Source organism: Cupriavidus sp. Agwp_2 (assembly GCF_040784895.1).
In the GTDB taxonomy this organism is placed as follows: Bacteria; Pseudomonadota; Gammaproteobacteria; order Burkholderiales; family Burkholderiaceae; genus Cupriavidus.
This window is the reverse complement of record NZ_CP088083.1, coordinates 1,588,520-1,606,807: the sequence shown is the minus strand read 5'-3', so window position 1 is coordinate 1,606,807 and position 18,288 is coordinate 1,588,520. Positions and strand designations below refer to the sequence as shown.

At 63.6% G+C, this 18,288-nt stretch carries 9 protein-coding genes and 3 rRNA genes; 6 read left to right on the top strand and 6 right to left on the bottom strand.

Translation table 11 applies throughout. The annotated features are described in order from the left end of the window. The first annotated feature begins 3 nt into the window (after window positions 1-3). From LPA45_RS07475 to LPA45_RS07460, 4 genes are all read left to right on the top strand, one after another. Entirely contained in the window at window positions 4-570 is a 567-nt protein-coding gene (locus LPA45_RS07475; protein ID WP_116323371.1) for a DUF2760 domain-containing protein, read from the top strand. Beyond that, window positions 567-2,414 carry an Hsp70 family protein gene (locus LPA45_RS07470; RefSeq protein WP_116323372.1) on the top strand — a complete coding sequence of 616 codons (1,848 nt, stop codon included), beginning with the start codon at window positions 567-569 and terminating at the stop codon, window positions 2,412-2,414. Before LPA45_RS07475 ends, LPA45_RS07470 begins: the two co-directional genes overlap by 4 nt. Then, the gene (locus LPA45_RS07465) at window positions 2,407-5,214 is read left to right on the top strand and encodes an Hsp70 family protein (RefSeq protein ID WP_116323373.1); all 2,808 of its coding nucleotides are present in this window, start codon (window positions 2,407-2,409) and stop codon (window positions 5,212-5,214) included. The genes LPA45_RS07470 and LPA45_RS07465 overlap by 8 nt, the downstream gene beginning before the upstream one ends. A gap of 146 nt (window positions 5,215-5,360) precedes the next feature. Then, complete coding sequence (locus LPA45_RS07460) at window positions 5,361-5,798, top strand: YciI family protein (RefSeq protein WP_116323374.1); 438 nt, start codon at window positions 5,361-5,363, stop codon at window positions 5,796-5,798. Window positions 5,799-5,804: 6 nt separating this feature from the next. On the opposite strand, the gene LPA45_RS07455 is transcribed toward LPA45_RS07460, so the two are convergent. The 4 genes from LPA45_RS07455 to LPA45_RS07440 form a co-directional block, all read right to left on the bottom strand. Next, window positions 5,805-6,821 carry an FUSC family protein gene (locus LPA45_RS07455; protein WP_116323375.1) on the bottom strand — a complete coding sequence of 339 codons (1,017 nt, stop codon included), beginning with the start codon at window positions 6,819-6,821 and terminating at the stop codon, window positions 5,805-5,807. Between the two features lie 1,004 nt (window positions 6,822-7,825). After that, window positions 7,826-7,939 (bottom strand): 5S ribosomal RNA (gene rrf / locus LPA45_RS07450). Window positions 7,940-8,066: 127 nt separating this feature from the next. Then, a 23S ribosomal RNA gene (locus LPA45_RS07445) occupies window positions 8,067-10,947 on the bottom strand. 336 nt (window positions 10,948-11,283) lie between these two features. Continuing rightward, window positions 11,284-12,817: ribosomal RNA gene (locus LPA45_RS07440) — 16S ribosomal RNA — on the bottom strand. Together the 16S, 23S and 5S rRNA genes form the textbook arrangement of a ribosomal RNA operon. 557 nt (window positions 12,818-13,374) lie before the next feature. On the opposite strand from LPA45_RS07440, the gene LPA45_RS07435 reads away from it, so the two are divergent. Both LPA45_RS07435 and LPA45_RS07430 read left to right on the top strand, forming a co-directional pair. Then, on the top strand, window positions 13,375-14,115 hold the full coding sequence (locus tag LPA45_RS07435) for a protein-L-isoaspartate(D-aspartate) O-methyltransferase (protein ID WP_233528420.1): 741 nt from the start codon (window positions 13,375-13,377) through the stop codon (window positions 14,113-14,115). Between the two features lie 14 nt (window positions 14,116-14,129). Then, a complete protein-coding gene (locus tag LPA45_RS07430; RefSeq protein ID WP_317921488.1) occupies window positions 14,130-16,541 on the top strand; it encodes a spermidine synthase in 2,412 nt (803 codons plus the stop codon). A gap of 17 nt (window positions 16,542-16,558) precedes the next feature. Here the strand turns inward: LPA45_RS07430 and LPA45_RS07425 are convergent, their stop codons facing one another. Then, window positions 16,559-17,470 (bottom strand): ABC transporter substrate-binding protein, encoded by a 912-nt coding sequence (locus LPA45_RS07425; RefSeq protein ID WP_116323251.1) that lies wholly within the window; start codon window positions 17,468-17,470, stop codon window positions 16,559-16,561. A 78-nt stretch (window positions 17,471-17,548) separates the two neighbouring features. Beyond that, window positions 17,549-18,031, bottom strand: a complete 483-nt coding sequence (pedF, locus tag LPA45_RS07420; protein WP_116323252.1) for a cytochrome c-550 PedF — start codon at window positions 18,029-18,031, stop codon at window positions 17,549-17,551. Window positions 18,032-18,288 lie beyond the last annotated feature (257 nt).

Below are 18,288 nucleotides of genomic sequence, written 5' to 3'. Positions count from 1 at the left end.
TTCATGACTGACTCGAACCTATCTTTCTTCGGCAGGGTTTCGCTTGCCGTGGGCACCTTCTTCGCCATCCTCGGCGACGCCCAGCTCGCGGCAGGAATCAAGCGGCTGCGCAACGGCGAGACCGCGGCGCCGGCCCCCGTGGCCGCACCGGTCCCGGCAGCAGCGCCTGAAACTCCCGCACTGAAGGAAGCCAGCCCGGTGGCGGCACTGCAGCTGCTGGGCCTGCTGCAGCGTGACGCCCGCTTCGTCGACTTCGTCGAGGAAGACATCGCCCGCTATTCCGACACGGAAATCGGCGCCGCCGCGCGCCTGGTGCACGACGGTTGCCGCGCGGTGCTGCGCGAGCACTTCACCATCCGCCCGGTGCGCGAGGAAGCCGAAGGCAGCCGCGTGACGGTGGCCGACGGCTTTGACGCCACCGCCATCCGCCTGACCGGCAACGTGGTCGGCAGCGCGCCGTTCCACGGCAGCATCAGCCACCGCGGCTGGAAGGTCGAGGAAGTGCGCCTGCCCCGCGTGGCCGAGCGCCATGACGCCACCGTGATCGCCCCGGCCGAGGTCGAGCTATGAGCGAAGCCCGCTACGCCATCGGCATCGACCTGGGCACCACCCACAGCGCGCTGTCCTACGTGGACCTGGCCGCCAGCGATGGCGAGAAGACCAGCCAGGAAGTGCAGGCCATCACGCAGCTGACCGCGCCGGGCGCCGTCGAAGACCTCGACCTGCTGCCCTCCTTCCTGTACCTGCCGCACGCGAGCGAACTGTCGCCCGGCGACCTGGCGCTGCCGTGGACCGCCGAGCGCGATTTCGCCGTGGGCGAGATGGCGCGCACCCGCGGCGCGGCCACGCCGATCCGCCTGGTGTCGAGCGCGAAAAGCTGGCTGTGCCACCCCGGCGTCGACCGCCGCGCGCAGATCCTGCCGGCCGACGCGCCGCCGGAAGTCTCGCGCGTATCGCCGCTGGAGGCATCGGTCCGCTACCTGAACCACCTGCGCGAAGCCTGGGACCAGGCCCATCCCGACGCGCCGTTCGGCGAGCAGGACATCACGGTCACGATCCCCGCATCGTTCGACCCCGCCGCGCGCGAACTGACCGCCGAAGCGGCAGCCGCGGCCGGCTATGCCCGCATGACCCTGCTGGAAGAACCGCAGGCCGCGCTGTACAGCTGGATCCAGAAAAGCGGCGGCCAGTGGCGCAAGCAGGTCAAGGTCGGCGACATCATCCTGGTCGTCGACGTCGGCGGCGGCACCACCGACCTGTCGCTGATCGCGGTGATCGAGCGCGACGGCAACCTGGAGCTGCACCGCGTCGCCGTGGGCGACCATATCCTGCTCGGCGGCGACAACATGGACCTGGCGCTGGCCCACGTGGTGGCACGCAAGCTGGCGGCCCAGGGCACGCAAGCCGATCCGTGGCAACTGCGCGCGCTGACCTACGCCTGCCGCGCGGCCAAGGAAACGCTGCTTACCGATCCCGCCACCGATACCGTGCCGCTGGTCGTGCCGAGCCGCGGCTCGAAGCTGATCGGCGGCTCGATCCGCACGGACCTGACCCGCGCCGAGCTGACGCAGACCATCCTGGAAGGCTTCTTCCCGCAGGTCGACGCCTCGGCCCGCCCGGTCAGCCGTACCCGGGCCGGCCTGACGCAGCTCGGGCTGCCGTACGCGCAGGATGCGGCCATCACGCGCCACCTGGCCGCGTTCCTGGGCCGCCAGGTTGCCGCGCTGGCCGAACTGGAAGGCTTCCAGGGCGCGCAGGCGGAAGGCGCGACCTTCCTGCATCCGACCGCGGTGCTGTTCAACGGCGGCGTGTTCAAGTCGGAACTGCTGGTCGAGCGTATCCTGCAGACCCTCAACGGCTGGCTCGCCGGCGAAAGCGCCGCACCCGCGCGGCTGCTGGGCGGCGCCGAACTGGACCTGGCCGTGGCACGCGGCGCGGCCTACTACGGCTACGTGCGGCGCGGCAAGGGCGTGCGCATCCGTGGCGGCACCGCGCGCGCCTACTATGTCGCGGTGGAATCGTCGATGCCGGCCGTGCCCGGGTTCGAGCCGCCGATCCAGGCGCTGTGCGTGGCGCCGTTCGGCATGGAAGAAGGCACCGATGCCGCGCTGCCGCCGCAGGAGTTCGGCCTGGTGGTGGGCGAGCCGGTGCATTTCCGCTTCTTCGGCTCGTCGGTGCGACGCCAGGACCAGGTCGGCACGCTGCTCGACTTCTGGGGTCCGGAAGAACTGCAGGAACTGGAAGAGATCCAGGCAACGCTGCCCGCCGAAGGCCGCACCGCTGGCGAAGTGGTGCCGGTCAGGCTGCATGCGCGCGTGACCGAGGCCGGTACGCTGGAGCTGGAAGCGGTGCCACGCGGCAACGGCGAACGCTGGAAGGTCGAGTTCGACGTGCGCGGCAGCGCCGATGCCTGAGGCAGCTTCCTCGCCGGCGAAGCAGTACGTCGTCGGCATCGACCTGGGCACCAGCAATACGGTCGTCGCCTACGCGAGGGCCGGGTCGGACGATATCCGCGTCTTCGATATCGACCAGCTGGTCAGCCCCGGCGAAGTAGCGGCGCGCCCGCTGCTGCCCTCGGTCCGCTACCACGCGGCGCCGGGCGAACTCAGCGGCGATGACCTGCAGCTTCCCTGGCAGACCGCCGCCAGCGCCGCCGCGCGCCGGACCGTGTTCGGCCGGCTGGCGGCAACGCTGGGCGCGCAGGTCCCCGGCCGGCTCGTCGCCAGCGCCAAAAGCTGGCTGTCGCATGCGTCGGTCGACCGCACCGCGCCCATCCTTCCGTGGGGCGGGCCCGACGACGCCGACAAGATCTCGCCGGTGGTCGCCAGCGCCAGCTACCTGGGCTACGTCGCCGCGGCCTGGAACCATCGGTTTCCCGATGCGCCGCTCGAACAGCAGGACGTGGTCCTTACCGTGCCCGCTTCGTTCGACGAAGGCGCGCGCGCGCTGACGCTCGAGGCCGCGCGCCTGGCCGGGCTGCCCGCGCTGCGGCTGCTCGAAGAACCTCAGGCCGCGCTGTACGACTGGCTGTTCCACCATCGCCAGACGCTGGACGCTGACCTCGCGCAGACACGCCTGGTGCTGATCTGCGACGTCGGTGGGGGCACCACCGACCTCACGCTGATCCGGGTGGAAATGCAGGACGGGCAGCCGCAATCGACGCCGCAGTTGACCCGTATAGGCGTGGGCAACCACCTGATGCTCGGCGGCGACAACATGGACCTGGCGCTGGCGCACCTGGTCGAAGCGCGCCTCGGCGAAGGCCAGCGGCTGTCAGCTTCCAGCCTGTCGCAGCTGGTGGCACGCAGCCGCGCCGCCAAGGAGCAGTTGCTCAGCGCGCAGGCGCCGGATTCCGTCACGGTCACCCTCCTCGGTGCGGGTTCGAAGCTGATCGGCGGCGCGCGATCGGTGGAGGTGACGCGGCAGGAAGTCGAGCAACTCGTCGTCGACGGTTTCTTCCCCAAGGTTGCATCCGCAGAACGGCCCGGCCGCGCGCGAGGTGCCATCGTCGAGTTCGGCCTGCCATACGCGTCCGATCCGGCTGTGACGCGGCACGTCGCGGGCTTCCTGTCGCAACATGCCGCGCAGTCCCGCATGGCCCTGGAAGCGCCGCCGGTGCAGGAAGATGCCCTGCCCGTGCCCGACACCCTGCTGCTCAATGGTGGCGTGTTCCGCGCGGATGCGCTGGCAGGCCGCATCGCCGAGACCCTGGGCGCATGGCGCGGTGCGCCGCTGCACGTGCTGCACAACGCCGATCCCGACATTGCCGTGGCGCGCGGCGCGGTGGCCTATGCAAGGGCCCGCAGCGGACAGGCGCCGCGCATCGGGGGCGGCTCGCCGCGCAGCTATTTCCTTGTCCTTGACGACGGTGCGTCGGGGCAACAAGGCATCTGCCTGCTGCCCAAGGGCACCGAGGAAGGCCATGAGGTCCACCTCAGCGACCGTACCTTTGCCCTGCGGGTCGGGCACCCCGTGCAATTCCACCTGGTGTCGTCCGTTGCCGACACCGCCTACCAGCCAGGCGAGCTGGTCGACCTGTCGGCTGGCGACTTCGTGCGCCTGCCGCCGATCGCCACCGTCGTGCCGGCGCGCGGCGCCCGCGGTCCGCGCGAGACGCCGGTGCAGATCAGCACATCGCTGACCGAGGTGGGCACGCTCGAAGTCCACTGCATCGACATCGCCGATGCCGCGCAACGCTGGCAGCTGGAGTTCCAGCTGCGCGGCAACGACGCCCCGGCGGAAGCACCCGTAGCCGCGACCGCGCATCCGTCGCTGCCGCAGGCCATCGAGGCGATCGACCGCACCTTCGGCGCCCGCTCTCAGGACGTGGGCCCCAAGGAGGTCAAGCGGCTGCGTGCGCAACTGGAGCAGGTGCTGGGCGCGCGCGAGCAATGGGACAGCGCCCTGCTGCGCGAGCTGTTCGGCGCGTTCTGGGAGCGCGCCAAACGCCGCCGCCGCACGGCCGACCATGAACGCCTGTGGCTGAACCTGGCCGGCTATTGCGTGCGGCCGGGGTTCGGCTATCCGCTGGACGAATGGCGCGTCGAGCAGCTCTGGTCGCAGTACGACCAGGGCATCCAGTACGTCAACGAAAGCCAGAACTGGTCGGAGTGGTGGACGCTATGGCGGCGCGCCGCTGGCGGCCTCGATGAAAGCGCGCAGCTGCGCTTGTTCGAAGACATGGCGTTCTACCTGCAGCCGCCCGGCAGCGGACACTACAAGAAGCCCGCTGGTCCCACGCGCGGTGGCTATGCCGACATGGTGCGCCTGGCCGGATCGCTGGAACGCCTGTCGGCCGACACCAAGATCGAGCTTGCCGGCTGGCTGCTGACGCGGCTGCGCAAGCCATCGGAAAATAACCTGGCCTGGTGGGCGGTAGGCCGCATCGGCGCGCGCATGCCGTTCTATGGCAGCGCGCACAGCGTGGTGCCGGCGGAGATCGCTACGCAATGGCTCGACGCAATCCTCGCGCTCGACTGGAAGAAGGTCGAACCCGCCGCATTCGCCGCGGTGCAGATCGCGCGCATGACCGGCGACCGCACCCGTGACCTGCCCGACGAGACCCGGGCCGATGTCGTGCGCCGGCTCGAAGCCGCCAACGCGCCGCAAAGCTGGATTGCGATGGTGCGCGAAATCGTCGAGCTCGATGCCGCGGACGAAGGACGGGTATTCGGGGAAGCGCTGCCCGCCGGGCTCAAGCTGATCGCGGGGTGATGGTCGGGGCCCTTTGCAAAGGGTTCCGACCCCGTCTTGCGGGCATCCCATGCGCCCGTGGCGTCATTTGAAGGCGGCCTGAATTTCACCTATTCTGACTTGCTCCTGCTGCCATGGCGGCAGCCAGGCCTTCAAGGAGGAAGACAATGCGCGTCATGGTGATCGTCAAGGCAACGAGCGATTCCGAAGCCGGCAAGATGCCGGGCACGGAGTTGCTGACGGCAATGGGCAACTTCAACGAAGAGCTGGTCAAGGCCGGCATCATGCTCGCCGGCGAGGGCCTGCATCCGAGCGCCAGGGGCAAGCGCGTGCGCTTCTCTGGCAAGGAGCGGACCGTGACGGACGGCCCGTTTGCGCAGACCAATGAGCTGATTGCGGGATTCTGGCTGTGGCAGGTCAAATCGATGGATGAGGCCATCTCATGGGTCAAGCGCTGCCCTAACCCCATGGAGGGCGAGTCCGAGATCGAGATCCGCCAGGTGTTCGAAGCCGAGGATTTCGGCGCCGAATTCACGCCTGAGCTGCGCGAGCAGGAAGAACGGCTACGCGCACAGGTCGACAAGCAAGCCGACAAGCCGCGCTGACAAAGGTTACGGGCGAGCGGCGTACGGAAAGCCATACTGCCTGCTCAGCCGGTCAAGCCTGGCGCGCAGGCTGGCCAGTTCGCCGGCCAGCTGCCGCGCCATGATCGGCAGCGGCCCGGGCTCTGGCTCCGCCACGACGGTGCGTGGTGCTGGCGCCGGCAATGGTGCCATGCCAGTTTCCAGTGCGTCGGCCAGCGCCAGCAAGGTAGCGTCGATGCCGGGATCGTCGCCCTCCCGCAAGCCGCCCTCAAACTCGATCGTAGCCATCAGTTCCAGCGCGCTGATACAGACGCGCGCTCCGTGCTGGATTTCCTCGAACTCGGCGGCGGGCACGCCCGTCTCCTTGGCCACAGAGGGGATCAGCCCGCGCAGCGGGATCAGCTTCGACCCCAGGTCGATCATGGCGGCGCGCAGTTCAGCGGCATCAGCAAAACCGCGCTGCATCCGCGTGTGGACCGCCATGCTGGCGCGCAACAGCCCTGCCAGGCGGATGCGCCATGAGTATGAGGCATAGGCCGGCAACGCGAAGGAAAACACCAATGCGATCGCGGTACCGATAAACACGTCAGCGGTGCGCCAGAACGCGTCGGCGATATTCTGCTCGCCGTGGCCGGCTGTAATTACCACCGTGATCGCTGCAAGCAATGCGATGTAGCCGCCTGTGCCGATGGCGTGGTACGCGCAATATCCGCAGATCAGCGCCAGCAGCGCGTAGGTGAGTAATGGCTGGCCAAAGAAGGACTGCTGCACGATCAGCGCGAGACCGATGAGGGCCCCGATCAGGGTGCCGATCCCCCGTTCCGCGGCGCGGCGGCGGATATTGCCGTGGTGCTGGAGGCCGCCGATGACCACCAGTACGGTGATGGTGGCCCACTCGCCGTGCGGGATATCGATGCCGGTGGTCAGGGCAATTGACGCCAGCAATGCCAGTGCGACACGCGTGGCGTGGAACAGCCTGGCTTGCCGAAAGCGACGGTTTGTGTCGAACAGCGCGTCGGTGGTTTTGCGCAGGATTGCTAGCATGGTTTTGCTTGGCGTGGCGGGGGTTGCCAAGTTTATGGTACTGGGGGGTTTTTAGCTGTGGCTCGGGCACATGCTGGCGGCCCGCTGTCGCTGTTGATGACATGCTGTCGGCCGTTGAACCGCTGGGTTCCGCCCTCCTGGGCGGGTCACTTTTTGCCCGAGCGGCAAAAAGTAACCAAAAAACGCGTTTACGGCCCTGCGGGCGGCCACTCTTATCGTAGCGGACGGGGGCTTTCGTACGGGGCTTTGCTTCGTTGCAGGGCAAGACTGCCTGACGCCGTGGTGCGCCACGGTGGCTCGGGATAGACGCGATGCTTGAACGAGCCCAGAGCTGTGGGTGGACCCTGCTGCGGGCGGCATGGTAGGAACGCCTGCGGCTGCGCTGCGCGCCGGCCCTAAGGTGGCAGGGCTACGCCCACGTTCTCGCCCCGGCTTCGGGCCAGGCGTGTTTCACGACGGCGCTGTGCGAGCGCAGCGACGCACTCCCTGCCAGAGCACCCGACCTGCGATACTGAGTGGCGCGCAGCGCAGCCGAAGGCGTCCCACCGATAACGCATTTAGCAGGCGGCCTACGCCCGGCATGGGGATCGTCCAATAGCGGTTCGACGCAGCCACTATCCCAAACTCACCTAGCGTAGCAGGTGCGAACCACCAGCCCCGTCGAACGGAAATCACCACCGCCCGAACCACCCACGCCGATGAATTGATAGCCAGCCGCTCAGGCGACGCGTTTTTTGGTTACTTTTTGTCGCTCGGACAAAAAGTGACCCGCCCAGGAGGGCGGAACCAGGCGGTTCAACGGCCCACAGCATGTCATAGGCAGCGAACAGCGGACGCCCAAACAGCCGACAGCATGTCATCAACAGCGAGACCGGCGCTTTAACGGCCGACAACATGTCATCAACCGCGCCAGCAGGCCACCTACTGCCTTGCAACAAAAATCAAATCCAAAAAAGCAAAAACCCCTCGCAGCACACGCTGTCGAGGGGTTTTGCACAATAAGAGCCTGGCGATGACCTACTTTCACACGGGTAGTCCGCACTATCATCGGCGCGGAGCTGTTTCACGGTCCTGTTCGGGATGGGAAGGGGTGGTTCCAGCTCGCTATGGTCACCAGGCATAAGGGGGTGCAGCGCTGAGGTTGAGGTCAACGCTGCGAATCGGGATGTAGTCTTGGGTTGTGCGTATTGTGCCAACCGAGGGCACCGACACGATCACACACACCAGGTGAAACACACTGGTTATAGGATCAAGCCTTACGGGCAATTAGTACTGGTTAGCTTAACGCATTACTGCGCTTCCACACCCAGCCTATCAACGTCCTGGTCTCGAACGACCCTTCAAGGAGGTCAAGCCTCCAGGGAATCCTCATCTTCAGGCGAGTTTCCCGCTTAGATGCTTTCAGCGGTTATCTCTTCCGTACATAGCTACCCTGCGATGCCTCTGGCGAGACAACAGGTACACCAGCGGTACGTCCACTCCGGTCCTCTCGTACTAGGAGCAGCCCCCGTCAAGATTCCAACGCCCACGGCAGATAGGGACCAAACTGTCTCACGACGTTTTAAACCCAGCTCACGTACCTCTTTAAATGGCGAACAGCCATACCCTTGGGACCGGCTACAGCCCCAGGATGAGATGAGCCGACATCGAGGTGCCAAACACCGCCGTCGATATGAACTCTTGGGCGGTATCAGCCTGTTATCCCCAGAGTACCTTTTATCCGTTGAGCGATGGCCCTTCCATTCAGAACCACCGGATCACTATGTCCTGCTTTCGCACCTGCTCGACTTGTCGGTCTCGCAGTTAAGCACGCTTTTGCCATTGCACTTTAGGTACGATGTCCGACCGTACCAAGCGTACCTTCGAACTCCTCCGTTACACTTTGGGAGGAGACCGCCCCAGTCAAACTGCCTACCATGCACTGTCCCCGACCCGGATTCACGGGCCAAGGTTAGAACCTCAAACAAACCAGGGTGGTATTTCAAGGACGGCTCCACGTGAACTAGCGTCCACGCTTCAAAGCCTCCCACCTATCCTACACAGATCGGTTCAAAGTCCAATGCAAAGCTACAGTAAAGGTTCATGGGGTCTTTCCGTCTAGCCGCGGGGAGATTGCATCATCACAAACACTTCAACTTCGCTGAGTCTCGGGAGGAGACAGTGTGGCCATCGTTACGCCATTCGTGCAGGTCGGAACTTACCCGACAAGGAATTTCGCTACCTTAGGACCGTTATAGTTACGGCCGCCGTTTACCGGGACTTCAATCAAGAGCTTGCACCCCATCATTTAATCTTCCGGCACCGGGCAGGCGTCACACCCTATACGTCCACTTTCGTGTTTGCAGAGTGCTGTGTTTTTATTAAACAGTCGCAGCCACCATTTTATTGCAACCCCTTCACCCTTCTGGCGCAGGCCAGTCAAGCTACCAGGGCGTACCTTATCCCGAAGTTACGGTACCAATTTGCCGAGTTCCTTCTCCCGAGTTCTCTCAAGCGCCTTAGAATACTCATCTCGCCCACCTGTGTCGGTTTGCGGTACGGTCTCGTATGACTGAAGCTTAGAGGCTTTTCTTGGAACCACTTCCAATTGCTTCGCAGCACTAGGCCGCTCGCCCCACATCCTTGAATTCCGCGCCCGGATTTGCCTAAGCGCCTTCTCCAATGCAGGGACCGGGACTTCCAACACCCGGACAACCTTCCGCGATCCGTCCCCCCATCGCATCATACGACGGTGCAGGAATATTAACCTGCTTCCCATCAGCTACGCATCTCTGCCTCGCCTTAGGGGCCGACTCACCCTACGCCGATGAACGTTGCGTAGGAAACCTTGGGCTTACGGCGAGGGGGCCTTTCACCCCCTTTATCGCTACTCATGTCAGCATTCGCACTTCTGATACCTCCAGCATCCTTTACAAGACACCTTCACAGGCTTACAGAACGCTCTCCTACCACGCACATTGCTGTGCGTCCGCAGCTTCGGTATATAGCTTAGCCCCGTTACATCTTCCGCGCAGGACGACTCGATCAGTGAGCTATTACGCTTTCTTTAAAGGGTGGCTGCTTCTAAGCCAACCTCCTGACTGTTTTAGCCTTCCCACTTCGTTTCCCACTTAGCTATATTTGGGGACCTTAGCTGGCGGTCTGGGTTGTTTCCCTCTTGACACCGGACGTTAGCACCCGATGTCTGTCTCCCGTGATTGCACTCTTCGGTATTCGGAGTTTGCTATGGCGGGGTAATCAGCAATAGACCCCCCAACCATGACAGTGCTCTACCCCCGAAGGTGAGACACGAGGCACTACCTAAATAGTTTTCGGAGAGAACCAGCTATTTCCAGATTTGTTTAGCCTTTCACCCCTATCCACAGCTCATCCCCTAACTTTTCAACGTTAGTGGGTTCGGTCCTCCAGTACGTGTTACCGCACCTTCAACCTGGCCATGGATAGATCATCTGGTTTCGGGTCTACACCCAGCGACTCAACGCCCTGTTCGGACTCGCTTTCGCTACGCCTGCCCTAATCGGTTAAGCTTGCCACTGAATGTAAGTCGCTGACCCATTATACAAAAGGTACGCCGTCACCCGTTGCCAGGCTCCGACTGTTTGTATGCATGCGGTTTCAGGATCTATTTCACTCCCCTCCCGGGGTTCTTTTCGCCTTTCCCTCACGGTACTGGTTCACTATCGGTCGATCACGAGTATTTAGCCTTGGAGGATGGTCCCCCCATCTTCAGACAGGATTTCACGTGTCCCGCCCTACTTGTCGTACACCTAGTTCCACAACGCTGTTTTCGCATACAGGGCTATCACCTGCTACGGCCGGGCTTTCCATCCCGTTCTGCTAACAATGCTGCTAAAGAGTACAAGGCTGTTCCCATTTCGTTCGCCACTACTCTGGGAATCTCGGTTGATTTCTGTTCCTGCAGCTACTTAGATGTTTCAGTTCGCCGCGTTCGCTTCCCACACCTATGAATTCAGTGTGGGATGACCCATTCGGGCCGGGTTTCCCCATTCGGACATCTCCGGATCAAAGCTTGTTTGCCAGCTCCCCGAAGCTTTTCGCAGGCTACCGCGTCCTTCATCGCCTGTGATCGCCAAGGCATCCACCACATGCACTTGTTCGCTTGACCCTATAACAAGTGTGTCTCAAGCTTGCGCTCTATGACACCGCTCACTACAGGTTGAGTTCTCGCATTTGTGCCGTATTCCAAGTCATCTTTCGATCACTTAAATACATTTTGGTTGATACAATCACAACCCGGTATCGCGTTGGTACTGCAGCGTCTCATCAACGCTCGCGCGACACCTTTACTACATCCCATATTGTTAAAGAACAGCCGATCGTTCCGATCGCTTGGCAATGCCAAATGCAAACGCTCAATCCTTAAGCGCTTGCATTTGGCCACCTGGCCTTAACCAACAAACTACCGATAAGTGTGGACGCTCAACCTGGGATGCACGCTCTGAAAGGAGGTGATCCAGCCGCACCTTCCGATACGGCTACCTTGTTACGACTTCACCCCAGTCATGAACCCTGCCGTGGTAATCGCCCTCCTTGCGGTTAGGCTAACTACTTCTGGCAAAACCCACTCCCATGGTGTGACGGGCGGTGTGTACAAGACCCGGGAACGTATTCACCGCGGCATGCTGATCCGCGATTACTAGCGATTCCAGCTTCACGTAGTCGAGTTGCAGACTACGATCCGGACTACGATGCGTTTTCTGGGATTAGCTCCCCCTCGCGGGTTGGCAACCCTCTGTACGCACCATTGTATGACGTGTGAAGCCCTACCCATAAGGGCCATGAGGACTTGACGTCATCCCCACCTTCCTCCGGTTTGTCACCGGCAGTCTCTCTAGAGTGCTCTTGCGTAGCAACTAGAGACAAGGGTTGCGCTCGTTGCGGGACTTAACCCAACATCTCACGACACGAGCTGACGACAGCCATGCAGCACCTGTGTCCACTTTCCCTTTCGGGCACCTGATGCATCTCTGCTTCGTTAGTGGCATGTCAAGGGTAGGTAAGGTTTTTCGCGTTGCATCGAATTAATCCACATCATCCACCGCTTGTGCGGGTCCCCGTCAATTCCTTTGAGTTTTAATCTTGCGACCGTACTCCCCAGGCGGTCAACTTCACGCGTTAGCTACGTTACTGAAGAAATGAATCCCCAACAACTAGTTGACATCGTTTAGGGCGTGGACTACCAGGGTATCTAATCCTGTTTGCTCCCCACGCTTTCGTGCATGAGCGTCAGTGACGTCCCAGGGGGCTGCCTTCGCCATCGGTATTCCTCCACATCTCTACGCATTTCACTGCTACACGTGGAATTCTACCCCCCTCTGACATACTCTAGCCTGACAGTCACAAGCGCCATTCCCAAGTTAAGCTCGGGGATTTCACGCCTGTCTTATCAAACCGCCTGCGCACGCTTTACGCCCAGTAATTCCGATTAACGCTCGCACCCTACGTATTACCGCGGCTGCTGGCACGTAGTTAGCCGGTGCTTATTCTTCCGGTACCGTCATCGACCCCGGGTATTAACCAGAGCCATTTCTTTCCGGACAAAAGTGCTTTACAACCCGAAGGCCTTCTTCACACACGCGGCATTGCTGGATCAGGGTTGCCCCCATTGTCCAAAATTCCCCACTGCTGCCTCCCGTAGGAGTCTGGGCCGTGTCTCAGTCCCAGTGTGGCTGATCGTCCTCTCAGACCAGCTACTGATCGTCGCCTTGGTAGGCTCTTACCCCACCAACTAGCTAATCAGACATCGGCCGCTCCTGTCGCGCGAGGCCGTTACCGGTCCCCCGCTTTCACCCTCAGGTCGTATGCGGTATTAGCTAATCTTTCGACTAGTTATCCCCCACGACAGGGCACGTTCCGATGTATTACTCACCCGTTCGCCACTCGCCACCAGGCCGAAGCCCGTGCTGCCGTTCGACTTGCATGTGTAAGGCATGCCGCCAGCGTTCAATCTGAGCCAGGATCAAACTCTTCAGTTCAATCTCTGTGTGGAAGCCTCGCGGCTCCCTCGCTCTTTCGAGCGGTCGCTCACTCTCAGAAAACTGACTGACCAGATCCGAAGACCCAGTCACGTTTTGCTGTGCGAGCACTGTATAACTTGTAAGCTGAAAGACCGAGGTCTTTCGCATCCGTTAATCAAGCGCCCACACTTATCGGTGTTTGTTTGTTAAAGAACTTTCGCGATTCGCTTTGCTGGTCGCGTCGCTGTTTGGTTAGCAGCGAAGAAACGAGATATTAAAGAATTTTCTACGATTTAGCAACTACTTTCGAGAACTTTCTTTTTCCGACTGGCGCTGCCAGCCGAAGTAAATCTCAACTACCCACTTCCTCCTGCCGGCTTGCAGTGCTGCTTGCGCTGCAGGAGGGGGCGAATATTAGGGCCTCCGAAACAAAGTGGCAAGTGTTTTTCAAAAAATCCTGAAAGCGCCTCTTTTGCCACTTGGCGAGCCATGTGCATTATCCGCGTGGCCCGAGCCCTTAGAAGCGCGCGTTTTCGTGACTACGATGTCCATAAGGCAACCTACCGGTGCTTGCCGTGAAACCGTCACCCGCCCTCTTACTGCTCGCCGCCGCCCTCACCGTGGCGCCGGCATGGCGCAGCGCCAGCGCCCAGGACGCAAGCACCGCCGAGCGCGCCGAGATGGTGAAGGAGATCGCCACCGTCGCGGCCGGCACCGGTGCGGCCAGCGGCAGACACACGCTGGACCCGCGCGTCATGGCGGTGATGGGTCAGGTACCGCGGCACGAGTTCGTTCCCGATGGGCAGAAGCCGTACGCCTATCACAACCGCCCGCTGCCCATCGGCCATGGCCAGACCATCTCGCAGCCCTATATCGTCGGCCTGATGACTGACCTGCTGATGGCAAAGCCTGGCGATACCGTGCTGGAGATCGGCACCGGCTCGGGTTACCAGGCGGCTGTGCTGGCCGGACTGGTCAAGGCGGTCTACACCATCGAGATCATCGAGCCGCTGGGACGGCAGGCCTGCGACCGGCTGAAGCGACTGGCCTATCGGCAAGTGGCGTGCAAGGTTGGCGATGGCTACTACGGCTGGGAGGAACACGCGCCGTATGACGCCATCGTCGTCACCGCCGCGGCCAGCCATGTGCCGCCTCCATTGATCCGCCAACTCAAGCCTGGCGGCCGCATGGTGATCCCGGTGGGCGCGCAGTTCATGACGCAATACCTGCTGCTGGTCGAGAAGGCCGCCGACGGCGCCGTGTCCACCCGGCAGATCCTGCCGGTCAGGTTCGTGCCGCTGGTAAGCAAGCAATAGCGCGCCGCCGGCCCATGCCACGACCGCCGCTGCTTGCCCTGGCCCTGCTGTCCGCCGCTGCGCTCGGCTATGAAATCCTGCTGATGCGGCTGCTGTCCATCATCCTGTGGCACCACTTCGCCTACATGATGATCAGTGTCGCCCTGCTGGGCTATGGCGCGGCCGGCGCGCTGGTCGCCCTCGCACGGCAGGCGCTGCTGCGCCATTTCATGCCGGCATTCGCTGCGGGCGCCCTGCTCTTCGGCGCCGGGACGATGGCGTGTTTCGCGATTGCCCAGCAAGTCGCCTTCAATCCGCTGGAAATCCTGTGGGAGCCATCGCAGCCGCTGCGCCTGCTGCTGCTCTACCTGTTGCTATTCGTGCCGTTCTTCTGCGCGGCGACCAGCGTCTGCCTGGTGTTTTCTCGCTTCAACGCGCAGGTCCACCGCGTCTACAGCTTCGACATCCTGGGGGCCGGGCTGGGTTGCCTCGGGATCATCGTGGCGCTGTTCGCCTTGAGCCCGGTCGGGGCGCTGCGGCTGGTCAGCGCGACGGGCATGGCGGCGGCCGCGCTCGCTAGCATGGAATGCCGCTGGCATCGCCCATGGTTGCCGGCGCTGCTGCTGGTGGCGGCGCTAGTGCCGGCTGCCGTGCCCCAAGAATGGATCGCGCTGCGGCCATCCGAGTACAAGGAGCTGAGCCAGTTGCTGCGCATCGGCGATGCACGGGTGGTGGCGCAGCGCTCCAGTCCGCTCGGGCTGGTCACGGTGGTGGAAAGCCCGTCGATCCCGCTGCGTCATGCGCCCGGACTGAGCCTGAATGCCCGCACCGAGCCGCCGCCGCAACTGGCCGTGCTGACGGATGGCGACGGGCTCAGCGCGCTCAACCGCTATGACGGCCGGCGCGAGCCGCTGGCGTACCTCGGCGACCTGACCTCTGCCCTGCCGTTCCACCTGCTGCGAAACCCCAGGGTGCTGGTGCTGGGAAGCGGCGCCGGGGCGGACGTCCTGCAGGCAATCTGGCATCACGCCAGCGCTGTCGATGCCGTGGAACTGAATCCGCAGGTGATCGAACTGGTCCAGGGCCGCTTCGCCGCGTTCTCCGGCAAGCCGTACAGCGCACCGGGCGTGCGTGTCTTTACCGGCGAAGCGCGCGGCTTCCTGGCGGCCAGCAAGGACCGCTACGACCTGATCCAGGTAGCCCTGCTCGATTCGTTCAGCACATCGTCAGCGGGCCTGTATGCGCTGTCCGAGAGCTATCTCTATACCGTGGAAGCCTTCCAGGGCTACCTGCGCCATCTGCGTCCCGGCGGCATGCTGGCGATCACGCGCTGGGTCACGCTGCCGCCGCGCGATATCCCCAAGCTGTTCGCCACCGCCGTGGCAGCCATGGAGGGCATGGACGTGCCGGCGCCGGCGCGGCGGCTGGTGCTGATCCGCGGCTGGAAGACGGCGACGCTCCTGGTAAAAAACGGCGAGTTCGACGCGGCGGAGCTTGCCGCGTTGCAGGCCTTCTGTCGCGCCCGTTCGTTCGACGTCGAGTACTTTCCCGGCATCCAGCCGGGCCAGGCCAATCGCTACAACGTGCTCGACAAGCCTTACTTCTTCGAGACTGCGCGAGCCTTGCTCGGCCCCGATCGTGCGCGCTTCCTGTCGGAATACAAGTTTGACGTGCGGCCCGCCACCGATGACAAGCCCTATTTCTTCCATTTCTTCAAATGGCGCACGCTGCCTGAATTGCTGGCGCTGAAGTCGCAGGGCGGCCTGCCCCTGCTGGAATGGGGCTATCCGGTGCTGGTCGCCACGCTGCTGCAGGCAACCGCCGCGGCATTGCTGCTGATCGTGGTCCCGCTGCGAATACTCCGGCGGCGCACCCCCGTCGCAACCGGCGGCAGCCAGCGTCCGCACGCATGGCGTGTCGGCTTCTATTTCCTGGCGGTCGGGGTCGGCTTCATGTTCGTCGAGATCGCCTTCATCCAGAAATTCATCCTGTTCCTGAGCCATCCGCTGTACGCCGTGGCAGTAGTGCTGTGCGCCTTCCTTTGTTTCGCCGGGCTTGGCAGCCGCTACTCGCAACGCCTCCCCTCACGCGATGGGCGCCAGGTGATGCTGGCGGTCGCCGGCATCTGGGCGATATCGCTGCTCTACCTCGCGGGGCTGCCGGCCCTCTTCAGGCTCTTGATCGCATTGCCCGATCCGGCCCGGATTGCCGTCGCGGTGCTGTTGATCGCGCCGCTGGCGTTTCTGATGGGCATGCCCTTTCCGCTCGGCCTGGACCGGATCGCGGCTCGCGACGAAGCGTTGGTGCCGTGGGCCTGGGGCATCAACGCCTGCGCATCGGTGGTGGCGGCGGTGCTGGCCACGCTGGTTGCCATCCATGCCGGCTTTACCGTGGTGATACTGGTGGCGCTGCTGCTGTATGCCGCAGCGGCGCTGGCCTGCCCATGACGGCAATCGCCCTCGCCTCACGGCTCCTGCATCGTCACCCCATAGCCGGCAAAGATGCGCGCCAGTTCGCCCTTGCGCCTGAGGGCGTCCAGTGCATTTTCCAGCGATTGCGCCAGTTCCGTGTCACCGGCCTTGATCGCCATGCCGACCGCCCAGCCGCGCGGCGGCAGCAGCGGCGAGCTGACGTCCGCCGTGGCAAAGCGCGCCCCGGACTGGCCAGCGGCCTGCAGCGCGCTCTCGTATTGCGCGCGGGTCACCATCGCGGCGGCGATCTCGCCGGCGAAAAGCGCGCGCAGCGCCTGCCCGGCCTCGGGGTAGATCTTCACCTTGTCGCGCAAGGCGCCGCCCGCGCCTGACAGCAGCGCGCTGGCGCCGGCAGAGCCTGCCACCGCGCCGGCAGGCTGGCCCGCCAGGTCGTCCAGGCTACGCAAGTCCGGCACGCGCTCGCGGTCGCGCACCAGCACGAAGGTCTCGCGGTAGTAAGGCGCGAAGATCAGCGCCTTGTCGTTGGCGCGCATGAAGGCGCGGTCGACCGGCACGTGCAGCATCACGTCCGCGGGGCCATAGCCGAGATAGTGGCCGCGCCAGACCATCGAGCGCAGGTCGTCGGACATGTTCTCGTCGGCATCGAACGGCAGCAGCGACACCGACACACCCAGTTCGCTGGCCAGGGCCTTGGCCAGCGCGACGTCAATGCCGTCGTAATGGCTGCCCGCCACCGCCGAGAAAGGCGGCAGGCCCTTGTAGACCGCGACCTTGAGCGAGCCGTTCTGGCGGATCCTGGCCAGGTCCGCCAACGCGGGCTGTGTGCAGAGCAACGCGCCGGCCGCCAGCAAGGCGAGGCACAGCCGGCGCCGGGTAGATGCCGGTGCCGCTGGTGCAGCGTGGGTCTGGCAAAGCCTCTGGCCACTGACTGGGCTGGCAGGCATGAGGTCTCTCCTGGAATTGAATGACGACGGCTATAGGAACGGCATGTGGAACGGCATGGCCTGCGGGACGCCCGGCGCTCACTCGCGCCGGGATTCCAGGTAGGTCTTGATCGCCCACACCGCTTCCTGGCTCAGCACGCCGTCGAACGGCGGCATGTAGACGCGTCCGTCGCGGGTGCGGCCCTTGCGCACGGTGGTGGTGTAGAACTGCGAGATCTCGCCCATGCAGGCCTGCTTCTTCTTGGCATCCGCCAGCGACACGCAGTCGCCGTCGAGCTTGCGCAGGTCGGGGGCGATGCCGCCGGACACCGCTTCCAGGCCGTGGCAGCGCGCGCAGTTCTGGTTGTAGGCCGAGCTGCCGATGCGCTGCGCTTCCTGTTGCGCGGCGCCGGTACGGTAGGGATTGTCCGGACGCCATTCGTCGCCAAGCTGTGGCAGGGCCTTGGTGTCGACGGCCTGTGGCGTGACGTCGCCGTGGGCCAGCGCGGAGGCGGGGGTGGCAAGGGCGGCAAGGGCCGCGCAAAGCGATAGCAAGGCAAGCAAATGGCGCTGCGTGTTCATGGATGTCTCCTGCGGTGAATGGGTTCTGTGTTTGACGTCATTTCCGCAAGAGCCATACCAGCGGGCAGGACACGGGCCCGACGGGACGCGGAACCGCTCCGCAGCAGCGCTGGCCAGGGCCGCGCCAGCCGGAGCGGAACAAGCCATCGGCGCGCGGGTGTCCCGCAATGCCACACTCTGGCAAGCGTCTTGCTTCATGACGCAACACTGTCGGACACGCGCCCGCTGAAGGCGCCGGCAGCGACCCGCGCAAAGAT

Coding starts and splice junctions, on each gene's coding strand:
- LPA45_RS07475 (WP_116323371.1), top strand. CDS start 4: ATGACTGACTCGAACCTATCTTTCTTCGGCAGGGTTTCGCTTGCCGTG.
- LPA45_RS07470 (WP_116323372.1), top strand. CDS start 567: ATGAGCGAAGCCCGCTACGCCATCGGCATCGACCTGGGCACCACCCAC.
- LPA45_RS07465 (WP_116323373.1), top strand. CDS start 2,407: ATGCCTGAGGCAGCTTCCTCGCCGGCGAAGCAGTACGTCGTCGGCATC.
- LPA45_RS07460 (WP_116323374.1), top strand. CDS start 5,361: ATGCGCGTCATGGTGATCGTCAAGGCAACGAGCGATTCCGAAGCCGGC.
- LPA45_RS07455 (WP_116323375.1), bottom strand. CDS start 6,821: ATGCTAGCAATCCTGCGCAAAACCACCGACGCGCTGTTCGACACAAAC.
- LPA45_RS07430 (WP_317921488.1), top strand. CDS start 14,130: ATGCCACGACCGCCGCTGCTTGCCCTGGCCCTGCTGTCCGCCGCTGCG.
- LPA45_RS07425 (WP_116323251.1), bottom strand. CDS start 17,470: ATGCCTGCCAGCCCAGTCAGTGGCCAGAGGCTTTGCCAGACCCACGCT.
- pedF (WP_116323252.1), bottom strand. CDS start 18,031: ATGAACACGCAGCGCCATTTGCTTGCCTTGCTATCGCTTTGCGCGGCC.